The organism is Mycobacterium asiaticum (assembly GCF_001673635.1).
GTDB classification, from domain to species: Bacteria; Actinomycetota; Actinomycetes; order Mycobacteriales; family Mycobacteriaceae; genus Mycobacterium; species Mycobacterium asiaticum_C.
Genome location: NZ_LZMH01000069.1, coordinates 191,904 through 206,668, shown reverse-complemented (window position 1 = coordinate 206,668; position 14,765 = coordinate 191,904). Strand labels below are relative to the sequence as shown.

Annotated in this window: 16 protein-coding genes; 10 read left to right on the top strand and 6 right to left on the bottom strand. The window is 66.3% G+C overall.

Translation table 11 applies throughout. The features are described 5' to 3' along the window. Positions 1-7 precede the first annotated feature (7 nt). Positions 8-736, top strand: coding sequence for a PaaX family transcriptional regulator C-terminal domain-containing protein (locus tag A5645_RS19740; RefSeq protein WP_155768102.1), 729 nt, complete (start codon positions 8-10; stop codon positions 734-736). Further along, a complete protein-coding gene (locus A5645_RS19735; protein ID WP_065130740.1) occupies positions 733-1,521 on the top strand; it encodes a crotonase/enoyl-CoA hydratase family protein in 789 nt (262 codons plus the stop codon). The genes A5645_RS19740 and A5645_RS19735 overlap by 4 nt, the downstream gene beginning before the upstream one ends. A 5-nt stretch (positions 1,522-1,526) precedes the next feature. Here the strand turns inward: A5645_RS19735 and A5645_RS19730 are convergent, their stop codons facing one another. Both A5645_RS19730 and A5645_RS19725 read right to left on the bottom strand, forming a co-directional pair. Then, on the bottom strand, positions 1,527-2,009 hold the full coding sequence (locus A5645_RS19730) for a DUF3060 domain-containing protein (protein ID WP_065035253.1): 483 nt from the start codon (positions 2,007-2,009) through the stop codon (positions 1,527-1,529). 56 nt (positions 2,010-2,065) lie between these two features. Then, on the bottom strand, positions 2,066-2,443 hold the full coding sequence (locus A5645_RS19725; protein WP_065035254.1) for a DUF3060 domain-containing protein: 378 nt from the start codon (positions 2,441-2,443) through the stop codon (positions 2,066-2,068). A 224-nt stretch (positions 2,444-2,667) separates the two neighbouring features. Here A5645_RS19725 and A5645_RS19720 point away from each other — a divergent pair, with 224 nt between their 5' ends. The 8 genes from A5645_RS19720 (at position 2,668) to A5645_RS19685 (ending at position 11,120) form a co-directional block, all read left to right on the top strand. After that, on the top strand, positions 2,668-3,312 hold the full coding sequence (locus tag A5645_RS19720; protein ID WP_065035255.1) for a TetR/AcrR family transcriptional regulator: 645 nt from the start codon (positions 2,668-2,670) through the stop codon (positions 3,310-3,312). A gap of 287 nt (positions 3,313-3,599) precedes the next feature. Further along, entirely contained in the window at positions 3,600-3,974 is a 375-nt protein-coding gene (gene rpsL / locus A5645_RS19715) for a 30S ribosomal protein S12 (RefSeq protein WP_007767794.1), read from the top strand. Beyond that, complete coding sequence (gene rpsG, locus A5645_RS19710; protein WP_036352615.1) at positions 3,974-4,444, top strand: 30S ribosomal protein S7; 471 nt, start codon at positions 3,974-3,976, stop codon at positions 4,442-4,444. The genes rpsL and rpsG overlap by 1 nt, the downstream gene beginning before the upstream one ends. 73 nt (positions 4,445-4,517) lie before the next feature. Continuing rightward, on the top strand, positions 4,518-6,623 hold the full coding sequence (fusA, locus tag A5645_RS19705; RefSeq protein ID WP_065035257.1) for an elongation factor G: 2,106 nt from the start codon (positions 4,518-4,520) through the stop codon (positions 6,621-6,623). Between the two features lie 100 nt (positions 6,624-6,723). Beyond that, positions 6,724-7,914: an elongation factor Tu gene (tuf, locus tag A5645_RS19700; protein WP_065035258.1), complete on the top strand. Its 1,191-nt coding sequence runs from the start codon at positions 6,724-6,726 to the stop codon at positions 7,912-7,914. A gap of 198 nt (positions 7,915-8,112) precedes the next feature. After that, positions 8,113-8,919: an SHOCT domain-containing protein gene (locus tag A5645_RS19695; RefSeq protein WP_065130739.1), complete on the top strand. Its 807-nt coding sequence runs from the start codon at positions 8,113-8,115 to the stop codon at positions 8,917-8,919. 168 nt (positions 8,920-9,087) lie between these two features. Beyond that, positions 9,088-9,906 carry a mycofactocin-coupled SDR family oxidoreductase gene (locus A5645_RS19690; protein WP_081288446.1) on the top strand — a complete coding sequence of 273 codons (819 nt, stop codon included), beginning with the start codon at positions 9,088-9,090 and terminating at the stop codon, positions 9,904-9,906. A gap of 14 nt (positions 9,907-9,920) precedes the next feature. Next, the gene (locus A5645_RS19685) at positions 9,921-11,120 is read left to right on the top strand and encodes an NAD(P)/FAD-dependent oxidoreductase (protein WP_065130738.1); all 1,200 of its coding nucleotides are present in this window, start codon (positions 9,921-9,923) and stop codon (positions 11,118-11,120) included. Between the two features lie 80 nt (positions 11,121-11,200). On the opposite strand, the gene A5645_RS19680 is transcribed toward A5645_RS19685, so the two are convergent. From A5645_RS19680 to mftR, 4 genes are read right to left on the bottom strand one after another with little or no spacing between them, the layout of a single operon-like run. After that, on the bottom strand, positions 11,201-12,463 hold the full coding sequence (locus A5645_RS19680; protein ID WP_065130737.1) for a VOC family protein: 1,263 nt from the start codon (positions 12,461-12,463) through the stop codon (positions 11,201-11,203). Further along, entirely contained in the window at positions 12,456-13,007 is a 552-nt protein-coding gene (locus tag A5645_RS19675) for an RNA polymerase sigma factor (RefSeq protein WP_081288445.1), read from the bottom strand. Before A5645_RS19675 ends, A5645_RS19680 begins: the two co-directional genes overlap by 8 nt. Before the next feature lie 40 nt (positions 13,008-13,047). Next, positions 13,048-14,094, bottom strand: a complete 1,047-nt coding sequence (locus A5645_RS19670) for a DUF2332 domain-containing protein (protein ID WP_065130736.1) — start codon at positions 14,092-14,094, stop codon at positions 13,048-13,050. Then, positions 14,091-14,693 (bottom strand): mycofactocin system transcriptional regulator MftR, encoded by a 603-nt coding sequence (mftR, locus tag A5645_RS19665; RefSeq protein WP_065130735.1) that lies wholly within the window; start codon positions 14,691-14,693, stop codon positions 14,091-14,093. Before mftR ends, A5645_RS19670 begins: the two co-directional genes overlap by 4 nt. Positions 14,694-14,765: the final 72 nt, after the last annotated feature.

Here is a 14,765-nt window from a genome sequence, read left to right as displayed (position 1 = left end):
TAAATCGCTGGCCCGCATGACCGCACGGTCGGTGGTGCTCAGCGTGCTGTTGGGCGCCCACCCCGCCTGGGCCAGTGCCGCCGAATTGATCAGGCTGACTGCCGATTTCGGTATCAAAGAACCAACCCTGCGAGTGGCGCTGACCCGCATGGTCAGCGCCGGGGACCTGGTCCGGTCCGCCGACGGCTACCGCCTCTCGGATCGGCTGCTGGCCCGCCAGCGCCGCCAGGACGAGGCCATGCGCCCGCCCACCCGGGCCTGGCACGGGTCCTGGCACCTCGTGGTCGTCACCAGCGTCGGCACCGACCCCCGGACCCGCGCCGCACTGCGAAACCACATGTACAGCAAGCGGTTCGGTGAGCTACGGGAAGGCGTCTGGATGCGCCCGGACAACCTCGACCTGGACCTCGACCCCGATGTTCGGGCCCGGGTGCGGGTACTGCACGCACGAGACGACGCCCCGGCCGCGTTGGCCAAGCAACTGTGGGACCTGACCGAGTGGGCACAGGTGGGGCACCGGCTGCTCGACGAAATTGCCACTGCGACAAGCGTTCCGGAGCGATTCACGGTGGCCGCCGCCATGGTGCGCCACCTACTCACCGATCCGATGCTGCCCGACGACCTGTTGCCCGCTGATTGGCCCGGCGCCCGGTTACGCGTGGCCTACCACGACTTCGCCACCGAACTCGCGGAACGCCGCGATGTGGCGGAACAACAATTACAGGAGGCGACATGAGTGATCTGGTGCGTGTCGAGCGCGACGGTCCGGTGACCACGGTGACCATCACCCGACCGGAAGCGCGCAACGCGGTCAACGGCCCGACGGCCGCCGCGCTCTACGCCGCTTTCGACCAGTTCGACCGCGACGAATCCGCGTCGGTTGCGGTGCTGAGCGGGGAGGGCGGAACCTTCTGCGCGGGAGCCGATTTGAAGGCCTTCGGCACCCCGCAGGCCAACGCCGTGCACCGCACCGGCCCGGGTCCGATGGGGCCGTCACGGATGATGTTGTCCAAACCGGTGATCGCCGCGGTCAGCGGTTATGCGGTGGCCGGCGGCCTGGAATTGGCGCTGTGGTGCGACCTTCGGGTGGCAGAGGAGGACGCCGTGTTCGGGGTGTTCTGTCGTCGTTGGGGGGTACCGCTGATCGACGGCGGCACCGTGCGGTTGCCCCGGTTGATCGGGCACAGCCGCGCGATGGACCTGATCCTCACCGGCCGCGCCGTCAAGGCCGACGAGGCGTTGGCCATTGGACTGGCCAACCGGGTGGTGCCCAAAGGCCAAGGCCTTCAGGCGGCCCAGGAGTTGGCGGCCCAGCTGGCGGCCCTGCCGCAACAGTGCCTGCGCTCGGACCGGCTCTCGGCGCTACACCAGTGGGGGCTACCGGAGTCCGCCGCAATGGACCTCGAATTCGCCAGCATCTCCCGGGTGGCCGCAGAGGCACGCGAGGGCGCGGGCCGGTTCGCGGCCGGCGCCGGCCGACACGGCGCACCGGCCACCAAGGGGAATACCAACGGGAAGTAGGGGCGTCAGCCCTTCTTGATCTCGTTGCTCGAGCCGCCGACGTTGTCCACCTTCGGCTCGCCGTCCTTATAGGTGATGGTGTTGTCCATACCCAGCACGGTGATCTTGCTGGTGACCTTGTCGACGGTGATCTTGTTGCCCTTGCCCAGGACACGCAGCGATTCGCAGTTGCCCGTCACCGTCAGGTTGTTGTCCGAACCGGCCACATTGAGCGACTTGCCGTCCGCACAATCCAGGGTGGCGGTGGTGCCCATCGAGCCGTAGGTCAGCGTGTTGCCGATCTCCACCGAGGCGGTGGTGGTCGCGCTGCCCGACGACGACGGCCCGGCGGTGCCGCTGCTGGTTGCCGACGTCGACGACTTGGTCGAGGAGGTGCTGGAGGTGGAGCCCGCGGGCGGACCGGCCGTCGAACTGCAACCGGCCAGCCCGAGCGTAGCCACGGCAACCGCCGACGCAGCGATACGTAGGGCAGGGATATTGATACGCACGGTTCTGTTCCTCCCGGTATTTGCCTGCGGTGGTTGCCGATCGACGGCTAGGTGACTCAGGGGCCTACTCGTGCAATCCGGTTGGTCATGCCCAACTCTCGGCCCCGATCCCAGATGACCGGATCGCCGTTGTGAAAGAACACCGTCCCGTCGTAGCCGTACACGGTGATGTCGTTGATGACGGTGTCGGCGATGACCGTATTGGAGCTGCCCATCATGGTCACCGCCCAGCAGGTGCCCTTTGCGGTGACGGTGTTGTTGGTCCCGTTGACCAACAGGGTGGCGTCGTTGCAGTCGATGACCGTGTCCAGGCCCTGCCCGGTGATATGCGTGTCGCCGTTTTTGGCTTGCGCCAACGGTGCCGGGGCGGCGGGCGCGGCAGCGAGGGCGGCGACCAGAACAGCCAGCGTCCCGACAGCGGTTGTCCGTTTCACTGCGGCCCCCCTTCATTGGGCGGGTGACGGCTCCGGGCACTGATGGAGACCTCGAATGAGATTACGTGTATTTGCCCGCGGGAGGACAGTCCCTTGCACATTTTCCGCCGATACTGATCGGCCGTCGTGCCGTCACCACGCGCGCCGCGTCCGCTCCGCCCGACGCGGTCAACTAGAGTCATTAGTTGACCCAGGCCGGTAATCCAACCGAAGGGCGAAGCGTCATGGCAGCTCAACCGGAACCACCGTCAGCCGGTGGCCGTCCGCGGGGAGCCAAAGCCGGCGTCCGTCAGGCCAAGCTGAGCCGCGAGGGCATCGTCGACGGCGCGCTGACATTCCTGGACCGGGAGGGCTGGGATTCGCTGACGATCAACGCGCTGGCGACCCAGCTCGGCACCAAGGGGCCCTCGCTGTACAACCACGTCGACAGCCTCGAGGACCTGCGCCGCGCGGTGCGGATCCGGGTGATAGACGACATCATCACGATGCTCAACCGCGTGGGGGAGGGCCGTGCCCGCGACGACGCCGTGCTGGTGATGGCCGGCGCGTACCGCAGTTACGCGCACCATCACCCCGGCCGGTATTCGGCGTTCACCCGCATGCCATTGGGCGGCGATGACCCCGAGTACGCGGAGGCGACCCGGGGGGCGGCCGCGCCCGTCATCGCGGTGTTGTCGTCCTATGGTCTCGACGGCGACGAGGCGTTCTACGCCGCACTGGAATTCTGGTCGGCCCTGCACGGGTTCGTGTTGCTCGAAATGACCGGAGTGATGGACGAAATCGACACCGACGCGGTGTTCACCGACATGGTGCTGCGGCTGGCAGCCGGGATGGACCTGCGCACCGCGCCGGCACCGGACCGGTCCTAGATCGCGCCGCTGGTCGGGCCTCTCACCGACCGGATTCCACCGCTTTGACCTGCCTCACCCGTGCCAGGTATTGTGGTACCTCGTGCCTGGCGGCCTACGGCGCCTGAACTTGGGGGCGTAAATAGCCGGGCCAATTCGCGTGTCCACGATGCAACGGATTCGGTTCCGGGCAACCGCATGCGACACGCCCGACCTCGGGATACTTCGGTTATTCCGGGGAGGGGCATAACTGCAGTACAGGAACTTTTAGAGACGCATTTCGAACGCACAACACAGAAAGCCGGTAGATGCCAACCATTCAGCAGCTGGTCCGCAAGGGTCGCCGGGACAAGGTCGCCAAGGTCAAGACCGCGGCCCTGAAGGGCAGCCCGCAGCGCCGTGGCGTGTGCACCCGCGTGTACACCACCACTCCGAAGAAGCCGAACTCGGCGCTTCGGAAGGTCGCCCGTGTGAAGCTGACCAGCCAGGTTGAGGTCACGGCCTACATCCCGGGCGAGGGCCACAACCTGCAGGAGCACTCGATGGTGCTGGTGCGTGGCGGCCGGGTGAAGGACCTGCCCGGTGTGCGTTACAAGATCATCCGCGGTTCGCTCGACACCCAGGGAGTCAAGAACCGCAAGCAGGCTCGCAGCCGTTACGGCGCCAAGAAGGAGAAGAGCTAATGCCGCGCAAGGGGCCCGCGCCCAAGCGTCCGTTGGTCAACGACCCGGTCTACGGGTCGCAGCTGGTCACCCAGCTGGTGAACAAAGTTCTGCTGAAGGGGAAGAAATCGCTGGCTGAGCGCATTGTTTATGGTGCGCTCGAGCAGGCCCGCGATAAGACCGGCACCGATCCCGTCATCACCCTCAAGCGCGCCCTTGACAACGTCAAGCCCGCACTGGAGGTGCGTAGCCGCCGCGTCGGTGGTGCCACCTACCAGGTGCCCGTCGAGGTGCGTCCGGACCGGTCCACCACGCTGGCACTGCGCTGGCTCGTCAGCTTCTCGCGGCAGCGCCGCGAGAAGACGATGGTCGAGCGTCTGGCCAACGAGATCCTGGATGCCAGCAACGGCCTGGGTGCCTCCGTCAAGCGGCGTGAGGACACCCACAAGATGGCCGAGGCAAACCGCGCCTTCGCGCACTACCGCTGGTGACGGGCACCAGCTGACCACGCTGGGCGCAAACACTTAGCGAACTGACAAGCAACGAAAGAGTGGGAAGACTTCTGTGGCACAGAAGGACGTTCTGACAGACCTGAGCAAGGTCCGCAACATCGGCATCATGGCGCACATCGATGCCGGCAAGACGACGACCACCGAGCGCATCCTCTACTACACCGGCATCAGCTACAAGATCGGTGAGGTGCACGACGGTGCCGCCACCATGGACTGGATGGAGCAGGAGCAGGAGCGTGGTATCACCATCACCTCCGCCGCCACCACCACGTTCTGGAAAGACCACCAGATCAATTTGATCGACACCCCCGGGCACGTCGACTTCACCGTGGAAGTGGAGCGCTCGCTGCGGGTGCTGGACGGCGCGGTCGCGGTGTTCGACGGCAAGGAAGGCGTCGAGCCGCAGTCCGAGCAGGTCTGGCGGCAGGCCGACAAGTACGACGTGCCCCGCATCTGCTTCGTCAACAAGATGGACAAGATCGGCGCGGACTTCTACTTCTCGGTGCGCACCATGGAGGAGCGCCTCGGGGCCAACGTGATCCCGATCCAGCTGCCGATCGGCTCGGAGAGCGAGTTCGAGGGCATCGTCGACCTGGTCGAGATGAACGCCAAGGTGTGGCGTGGCGAGACCAAGCTCGGCGAGACCTACGACACCGTCGAGATCCCCGCCGACCTGGCCGAAAAGGCCGAGGAGTACCGCACCAAGCTGATCGAAGCGGTCGCCGAGACCGACGAGGAGCTGCTGGAGAAGTACCTCGGCGGTGAAGAACTCACGATCGCCGAGATCAAGGGCGCGATCCGCAAGCTGACGATCAGCTCGGAGGCGTACCCGGTGCTGTGCGGCAGCGCGTTCAAGAACAAGGGCGTGCAGCCCATGCTGGACGCCGTCGTCGACTACCTGCCCTCGCCGCTCGATGTGCCGCCGGCCACCGGCCACATTCCGGGCAACGAAGAGGAAGAGGTCACCCGCAAGCCGTCGACCGACGAGCCGTTCTCGGCGCTGGCGTTCAAGGTGGCCGCGCACCCGTTCTTCGGCAAGCTGACCTACGTCCGGGTGTACTCGGGCAAGGTCGACTCCGGCTCGCAGGTCATCAACGCCACCAAGGGCAAGAAGGAGCGGCTGGGCAAGCTGTTCCAGATGCACTCCAACAAGGAGAACCCGGTGGACACGGCGTCGGCCGGCCACATCTACGCGGTGATCGGGCTCAAGGACACCACCACCGGTGACACCCTGTGCGACCCGAACAACCAGGTCGTGCTGGAGTCGATGACGTTCCCCGATCCAGTCATCGAGGTCGCCATCGAGCCCAAGACCAAGAGCGACCAGGAGAAGCTGAGCCTGTCGATCCAGAAGCTCGCCGAGGAGGACCCCACCTTCAAGGTGCACTTGGATCAGGAGACCGGCCAGACCGTGATCGGCGGCATGGGCGAGCTGCACCTGGACATCCTGGTGGACCGCATGCGCCGCGAGTTCAAGGTCGAGGCCAACGTCGGCAAGCCGCAGGTGGCCTACAAGGAGACCATCCGCCGAAAGGTGGACAACGTCGAGTTCACCCACAAGAAGCAGACGGGTGGATCCGGCCAGTTCGCCAAGGTGCAGATCTCCCTGGAGCCCTTCACCAGCGAAGACGGCGCCACCTACGAGTTCGAGAGCAAGGTCACCGGTGGACGCATCCCGCGGGAGTACATCCCGTCGGTGGATGCGGGTGCGCAGGACGCCATGCAGTACGGCGTGCTGGCCGGCTACCCGCTGGTGAACTTGAAGGTCACCCTGCTCGACGGGGCCTTCCACGAGGTCGACTCGTCTGAGATGGCGTTCAAGATCGCGGGTTCGCAGGTGCTGAAAAAGGCTGCCGCGCAAGCCCAGCCGGTGATCCTGGAACCGATCATGGCCGTCGAGGTCACCACACCCGAGGACTACATGGGTGACGTGATCGGCGACCTGAACTCTCGCCGTGGCCAGATCCAGGCCATGGAGGAGCGTGCCGGCGCGCGCGTCGTCAAAGCGCACGTGCCACTGTCGGAGATGTTCGGTTATGTCGGCGACCTACGGTCCAAGACACAAGGCCGGGCAAACTACTCCATGGTGTTCGACTCGTACGCCGAAGTGCCGGCGAACGTGTCGAAGGAGATCATCGCGAAGGCGACCGGCGAGTAGTCCGGCCCCTGCGAGTAGGCTGACGCGGTTAGTACCGCGGCAAATTTCAGAAAAATCAACACTGCTTTTATAAGCACCAACAGTCCAGGAGGACACAGAAGTGGCGAAGGCGAAGTTCCAGCGGACCAAGCCCCACGTCAACATCGGGACCATCGGTCACGTTGACCACGGCAAGACCACCCTGACCGCGGCTATCACCAAGGTCCTGCACGACAAGTACCCGGACCTGAACGAGTCCAAGGCGTTCGACCAGATCGACAACGCGCCTGAGGAGCGTCAGCGCGGTATCACGATCAACATCGCGCACGTCGAGTACCAGACCGAGAAGCGTCACTACGCGCACGTCGACGCCCCCGGCCACGCCGACTACATCAAGAACATGATCACCGGTGCCGCCCAGATGGACGGCGCGATCCTGGTGGTCGCCGCTACGGACGGCCCGATGCCGCAGACGCGTGAGCACGTGCTGCTCGCCCGTCAGGTCGGTGTGCCCTACATCCTGGTGGCGCTGAACAAGTCGGACGCGGTGGACGACGAGGAGCTGCTCGAGCTCGTCGAGCTGGAGGTCCGCGAGTTGCTGGCCGCCCAGGAGTTCGACGAGGAAGCCCCGGTCGTGCGGGTCTCGGCGCTCAAGGCGCTCGAGGGTGACGCGACCTGGGTCAAGTCCGTCGAGGACCTGATGGATGCGGTCGACGAGTCGATCCCGGACCCGGTGCGCGACACCGACAAGCCGTTCCTGATGCCCGTCGAGGACGTCTTCACCATCACCGGCCGCGGCACCGTGGTCACCGGTCGTGTGGAGCGCGGCGTGGTCAACGTGAACGAGGAAGTCGAAATCGTCGGCATCAAGCCGACCAGCACCAAGACCACGGTCACCGGTGTGGAGATGTTCCGCAAGCTGCTCGACCAGGGTCAGGCCGGTGACAATGTCGGTCTGCTGCTGCGTGGTGTCAAGCGTGAGGACGTCGAGCGCGGTCAGGTTGTCATCAAGCCCGGCACCACCACGCCGCACACCGAGTTCGAGGGCCAGGTCTACATCCTGTCCAAGGACGAGGGCGGCCGGCACACGCCGTTCTTCAACAACTACCGTCCGCAGTTCTACTTCCGCACCACGGACGTGACCGGTGTGGTGACGCTGCCGGAGGGCACCGAAATGGTGATGCCCGGTGACAACACCAACATCTCGGTGAAGCTGATCCAGCCCGTCGCCATGGACGACGGTCTGCGGTTCGCGATCCGTGAGGGTGGCCGCACCGTCGGCGCCGGCCGGGTCACCAAGATCATCAAGTAGTTCCAGCGCGACCAGACGCAAAAGCCCCCGCACGCACGGCGTGTCGGGGGCTTTTGCGTCTGCTCGCGCAGGGGCGGCCGGCCGAGTGCGGACGGGAAGTTGATCGATTTGCCCGACCAGCTGAGATTGTTGTGACCGGTAGCCGCCGTGTTGGGGCTAATGTGAATCAACTTTCGGGCTACACGAGGAGAGAATCACATGCTGGCGCGGTACATCAAAATGCAGCTGCTGGTGCTGTTGTGCGGCGGTTTGGTCGGACCGATCTTCCTGATCGTGTACTTCACGTTGGGGTTCGGCGAGTTGCTGTCGTGGATGTTCTATGTCGGCCTCCTCGTCACCGTCATCGACGTGGTGGTCGCGATCGGGTTGACCTATTGGAGCGTCAACACCTCGGCAAAGAACGAGCAACTCGAACAGACCGGAGTGCTGGCGCTGGCGCAGATCACCGGCCTCACCGAGACCGGAACCCGGATCAACGACCAGCCGATGGTGAAAGTGCACCTGCACATCGCAGGACCCGGCATCGCACCGTTCGACACTGAGGACCGGGTCATCGCCAGCGTGACGCGGCTGGGCAACCTGACCGCCCGGAAACTGGTGGTCGTGGTCGATCCCACCACCAACCAGTACCGAATCGACTGGGAGCGAAGCGCATTGGTCAATGGGCTGGTGCCGGCGCAGTTCACCCTCGCCGAGGACAACCAGACCTACGATCTCAGTGGCCAGGCCGAACCGTTGATGGAGATCCTGCAGATCCTCAAGGCCAACAACATCCCGCTCAACCGCATGGTGGACATCCGGTCGAACCCGGCGCTGCGCCAACAGATCCAGGCCGTCGTCCGGCGAGCAGCCGAGCGGCAGCAGGCCGGAGCCGGCGCCGCACCGGCCGCCCCGCAGGCCTCGATCGGGGATCGGCTGCAGGAGTTGGAGTCGCTGCGCGCCAGCGGTGCGCTCAACGATCAGGAATACGCCAGCCGGCGGGCACAGATCATCGCCGAAATCTAGCCGCGCCGGCGCCCCCGCGCGAGCTGGCCGAGCCAACCGAACCAGGCTGCGAAATTCGACGCCGAATCTCGCAGCCCGGCTCGGTTCGCGGGTACAGAGCGCCTCCGCGGGGCAACTAGAACACGTTTCAGTTTCGCTGCTAGCCTGACAGCGGCGAAAGGACAGCACGTGGTTGGATCACTGCAGGGACGGGTGGCATTCATTACCGGCGCCGCGCGTGCACAGGGGCGGTCGCATGCGGTGCGGCTTGCCCGGGAAGGCGCCGACATCGTCGCGTCCGACATCTGTGCACCGGTGTCGGACACCGTGACCTACCCGCCCGCCACTCCCGACGACCTCGCCGAGACCGTCCGCGCGGTGGAGGCGGAGGGCCGCAAGGTGCTGGCCCGCGAGGTGGACATCCGCGACGACGCGGCCCTGCGCGGACTGGTGTCCGACGCCGTCGAACAGTTCGGCCGGCTGGACATCGTGGTGGCTAATGCCGGCGTATTGGGCTGGGGCCGGGTCTGGGAGTTGTCCGACGAACAGTGGGAGACCGTCATCGGGGTGAACCTGACCGGCACCTGGCGGACCCTGCGGGCGACGATCCCGGCGATGATCGAAGCCGGTAACGGCGGCTCGATCGTGGTGGTCAGCTCCTCGGCCGGGCTGAAAGCCACGCCGGGCAACGGCCACTATGCCGCCAGCAAATACGGGCTGACCGCGCTCACCAACACGCTGGCCATCGAGCTCGGCGAGTACGGCATCCGGGTCAACTCCATCCATCCCTATTCGGTTGATACACCGATGATCGAGCCGGAGGCGATGATGGAGATATTCGCCAAGCATCCTCGCTTCGTGCACAGCTTCCCGCCAATGCCGATGCAGTACAAGGGTTTTATGTCGCCCGAAGAGGTGTCCGACGTGGTGGCCTGGCTGGCCGGTGACGGGTCGGGCACCCTGTCCGGTCAGCAGATCCACGTCGACAAGGGCGCGTTGAAGTACTGATTGTCTACCGTGCTATGAACGACCACGTGACCACCACGGACGGTAGCAACAACGGAATCGTGATCGTCGGCGGCGGCCTGGCCGCCGCCCGGACCGCTGAGCAGTTGCGCCGGGCCGAGTACACCGGCCCGATCACCATCGTCAGCGACGAGGTGCACCTCCCTTACGACCGGCCGCCGCTGTCCAAGGAGGTGCTGCGCGCCGAGGTTGACGACGTCGCCCTCAAACCGCGCGAGTGGTACGACGAGAAAAACATCACCCTGCGGCTGGGTGCCGCGGCCACCGGCATCGACACCGCGGCGAAAACCGTGACGCTGGCCGACGGAACCTCGTTGGGTTACGACGAACTCGTCATCGCCACGGGCTTGGTGCCGCGGCGCATCCCGAGTTTCCCGGATCTGGACGGCATCCGGGTGCTGCGGTCGTTCGACGAGTGCATGGCGCTGCGCACGCATGCGAGTTCGGCGAAGAAGGCCGTGGTCGTCGGCGCCGGCTTCATCGGCTGCGAGGTAGCGGCGAGCCTGCGGGGTCTGGGTGTGGAGGTGACCCTGGTCGAACCGCAGCCCACACCGCTGGCATCGGTGCTCGGCGAACAGATCGGCGAACTGGTGACACGGTTGCACCGCGACGAAGGGGTGGACGTGCGTACCGGGCTAGGAGTCGCCGAGGTGCGTGGTACCGGACACGTCGACACGGTGGTGCTCAGCGACGGCACTGAGATCAGTGCGGACCTTGTCGTCGTGGGTATCGGTTCACATCCGGCGACCGACTGGCTGGCCGACAGTGGCATCGAGGTCGCCAACGGCATCATCTGCGACGAGGCCGGGCGGACCAGCGCACCGCACGTGTGGGCGCTCGGCGACGTGGCATCTTGGCGTGATACGACGGGACATCAAGTGCGCGTTGAGCATTGGAGCAATGTCGCCGATCAGGCTCGAGTCGTGGTGCCCGCGATGCTGGGTCGCGAAGTACCGACCAGTGTCGTCGTCCCCTATTTCTGGAGCGACCAGTACGACGTCAAGATCCAGTGCCTCGGCGAGCCGGAAGCCACCGACACCGTGCACCTCATCGAGGACGACGGCCGCAAATTTTTGGCCTACTACGAGCGCGACGGTGTGCTGGTCGGCGTGGTCGGCGGCGGGCTACCTGGCAAGGTGATGAAGGTGCGCGGCAAGATCGCCGCCGCCACCCCTATCGCAGAGATGCTGGCTTAGTAGGGTGAGCAGACGCTAAAGCCCCCGACACGCCCAGCGTGCGGGGGCTTTAGCGTCTGCTCACCCAACCTACGCAACCTTCAGAACTGGCCCAGGTAGAACCGCGCGCCCTGATCGTCGGTGCATTCGGCGGACAGTCCATACGGCTGCCGCGACGGTTCGGCCAGCACGGTGCCACCGGCTTCCCGGACCCGGGCGACCGCCGCGTCGATGTTGGCGACGGTCCACATCGGCACCGTCGTGGCCTGCGAGCTGCCACCGGCGGCCCCCGACATCGGATGCGCCTCCCGCACCTGCCAGCCGTCCTTGACCCGGCCGGGTTCGAACGTCCACCGCAGCACCCGGCCGTAGAAGTCGCGGAACGCGGCGGAATTAGGCACCTCGTATGTCACATACGCCAGCTCACCGGAGCCAGAACCGTTGAGCTCCGGTCGTTTTGAGGCCGCTGCCGCGTCGAAGACCGCGAACGCCATGCCGTGCACATCGGTGGCGTCCACCGTGGTCCCGTGTGGGGTTTGCTGCGCCTCGTCCGCGGTCCCGCCGGCCTCGGCGATCGCCGCTCGGGCCGCCTCGATGTCGTTGACGGCGTAGCAGCAGAACAGGGTCGGGCGATCCTCGGTGACGTGAATGCCGGTGGGTAGCTCGGTGTTCGTGACGCGACGGGAGGCCGCGTCATAGGTCCAGCCCAGGACGTGCCCGTAGAACGCCGCGGCACGCTCGGGATCGGGAGTCGCGAGCGAGATGAAGCCGATGTCGCCATGGCGGATGCCCTCGACCGGCGGACCCAGCGGGCCGCTGAGCATCCAGCGGTGGCCGAACGGATCGATGATGGTCGCGTTGCGGGAGCCGTGCGCCTCGTAGATGTCACGCGTGACGGTCGCGCCCTGCGCGCGCGCCCGTCGCAACGCCGCATCGGTGTTGGTGACGTGCAGCATCAGGCTGACCGAAACCGCCTCGGGCAACGGAGCTTTCAAGCCGAGCTCGGGGAACTCGTCGGCCAGATACAGGACGCCGCCGGCGATTTCGAGCTCTGCGTGCCCGATTCGCCCGTCCTCCATCACGATCGGTTCGCCGACCACCGCAGCGCCGAAAGCCTCGGTGTACCAGTCGATTGCGGCTCGCGCGTCCGCGACGGCCAGATACGGCTGGGCGGCCGATCGCGGGATCACGGTGGTGTCGGGTTCGGCTACCGCTTGGGTGCTCATATCGATCCTCCTTAGAGTCTGCGGAGGCAGCGCCAGTACCGCCTCCAGGCGGCGCCGCAGTCGCGCGGCGAACGCCGGATCGGGATGCACCGGAAGGTCGTCGGCGTGCAGCACGCTGAGCGGATCACGCTTACTCATGGCTGCCTCCTTCCGGATACTCTTTTCTGAACGCCTTTTTCGCGCGGATGAGCAGGGCCTCGGTGGCGTGCACGGTGCGCCCGAGCAACTCCGCGCATTCGCCCACACTGCAGTCGTCCATGTAGCGCAGCACCAGCACCGCGCGATGCGGTTCGCTCAGCTTCGCCAGCACGTTCTCGGCCATCAGCCGATCCAGCTCGGTGTCCCAGTCGTCGGCTCCGTCGAGCGGCTCGGGTGGTTCCGCCACCGGCACCGGATCCTGGCGGCCCCGGTAGTGGTCGGCCAGTTTGTGCCGCGCCACCCCGAGCAGCCACGGCACCCCGATCGGCGGCGGATCGTCCCGTCGTGCACCGGCGGTTTGGAACGCCGCGAGGAACGTCTCTGACGTCAGATCCTCCGCGGTCCCGCGGTCCGCGCACCGGCGAGCGAAGTAGCCGTACACCGTCGGCAGCGCCTCGTCATAGAGCGCCAACAGCGTGCGCTGTGTGTCGCGATGGCGGTCCGGTTGGGCGCTCACACTTCTATCGTCGTTGCGGCGGCCCATTTTCCAACGGCCTGCGTCGAAAAAATTTCCAACCGTGACTTCAGTGCCAGCGCACCGGCGGCCCGTGGGCATGGCATTCGCCGAGCACCTGCAGCTCGCCGCCGGGCCAGCAGGCGACCCGCACCAGGAATCTCAGCGGGCTCCCGGGCCCGTCCTGGGCCGGCTCCATGGTCAGGTGCGCGAAGGGGGAGTCGGCGCGCGCCCGGGCGCCCAATTCTTCGATCCGGGCAGCAACGGCGGTGCGCTCGTCGCGGGACAGGTACTGCCAGGTGATCGAATGCCACAGCACGGTCAGTGCGCCGTCGGAGAGCGTCAGTCCGGCGGCGGCGTCGGCCGCGCTCCGGCGCTCCAACTGCGCCGGCACCTCGCGGGCGATCGCGATGGCGCCGCGCAGTCGTTGCAGCCGGGCATGCTGGTCCGGCCAGACGAAGCTCAACAGACTCAGCTCCCCGTCGGACCCGGTGATGTCGATCGGTGCGATATCGAAACCGCAGCGTTCGACGATGCGCACCGCGCCGCCCAGCGGCAGGTGACCTTGCCACGCATCCTCGACGAGGACCGGAGAGCCGGCCGGTCCCCACTCGCCGCCGGCATATCCGAAGCGGTAGCGGTCCGCCCGCAAATTCAGTCCTGCACTCGATCCGATCTCGAAAAGCCGTACCGGCAAGTCGATTTCGGCACTCAGTCGCAACAGCCCGCCGATCAGCGCGGCCGACCGGCCCACCTCGTTGGTCTGCGGCGGCCGCTCCAGTGCCGCACGCAGCACCTCGGGGTGGCGGCGAGCGACCAGCAGGATTTCGGGCCAGCCCGAGACGTCCCAGCTGCCGCCCACGCTGGGATACCACCGGCGCAGTTGCGGTGCCCGGCCATCGAGCACCATCCGGTGCAGTCCGCCGACCAGGCGCAGCGGCACCGCTTGGCCCGCGGAGGCGTCTCGATGGTCGGCGAGAATGTCCGCGAAGACGCCGCCGGATTGCACGTCGTCGGCGATCAGCTCGAACAACTCGGCGTACATCGGCGATCCGGACCCCGCGCAGAACCGTCCCTGTGCCCGAAGGGTGTGCAGCAGATGGTCGATATCGCTCAACGGGGCTCGCCAAGGCGGTCCAGCCCCGAGCCGACGACGTCGAATGCATTGCCGATCGCTTCGGTCAGTGCGACGGATTCGTCGCCGAGCCAGTGCTCGTACGCGCTCAGCGCCACCCCGAGCATCGTCCAGGCGACAGTCTGCGGCAGCAAGTCGGTGATCTTCACCCCCGCCCGGCGGGCCACGAACCCGGCGATTACCTCTCGCCAGCCGGCGTACATCGTCATCGAATAGGCCTGCAGCTCAGCAGTTTCCAGGATCACGCGCATCCGTTTCCGGTGCCGCAGCGATTCGCAATCGTCGAAAGTGTTGAACGCCAGCAGGGCTCCGCGCAGCGCGTCACGCAGCGGCACCTGTGGGTCGACGCCGTCGAGCAGGTCGCGCAGCTGGGCGAGGTGGGTGTCGAAATCACCCCAGGGGATGGCGTTCTTGGAGACGTAGTACCGGAACAGCGTCCGCCGGGCGATGCCGGCCGCCTGTGCGACGTCGTCGACGCTGACGTCGGCAAAGCCCCGCGCGGCGAACAGGTCGATGGCGACGTCGGTGATGTGGTGCGGCGTCGTCGAGCGGCGCCGACCCACCCGCGACTCCTGCAGCATCCGAACCCGCCCTTCCATTTCGGCACTCGATGCCATATTCTGACCCGGACCACGAGATGTGACCAGCACCAC

Coding starts and splice junctions, on each gene's coding strand:
- A5645_RS19735 (WP_065130740.1), top strand. CDS start 733: ATGAGTGATCTGGTGCGTGTCGAGCGCGACGGTCCGGTGACCACGGTG.
- A5645_RS19720 (WP_065035255.1), top strand. CDS start 2,668: ATGGCAGCTCAACCGGAACCACCGTCAGCCGGTGGCCGTCCGCGGGGA.
- rpsL (WP_007767794.1), top strand. CDS start 3,600: ATGCCAACCATTCAGCAGCTGGTCCGCAAGGGTCGCCGGGACAAGGTC.
- rpsG (WP_036352615.1), top strand. CDS start 3,974: ATGCCGCGCAAGGGGCCCGCGCCCAAGCGTCCGTTGGTCAACGACCCG.
- A5645_RS19695 (WP_065130739.1), top strand. CDS start 8,113: ATGCTGGCGCGGTACATCAAAATGCAGCTGCTGGTGCTGTTGTGCGGC.
- A5645_RS19685 (WP_065130738.1), top strand. CDS start 9,921: ATGAACGACCACGTGACCACCACGGACGGTAGCAACAACGGAATCGTG.
- A5645_RS19680 (WP_065130737.1), bottom strand. CDS start 12,463: ATGAGTAAGCGTGATCCGCTCAGCGTGCTGCACGCCGACGACCTTCCG.
- A5645_RS19675 (WP_081288445.1), bottom strand. CDS start 13,007: ATGGGCCGCCGCAACGACGATAGAAGTGTGAGCGCCCAACCGGACCGC.
- mftR (WP_065130735.1), bottom strand. CDS start 14,693: ATGCTGCAGGAGTCGCGGGTGGGTCGGCGCCGCTCGACGACGCCGCAC.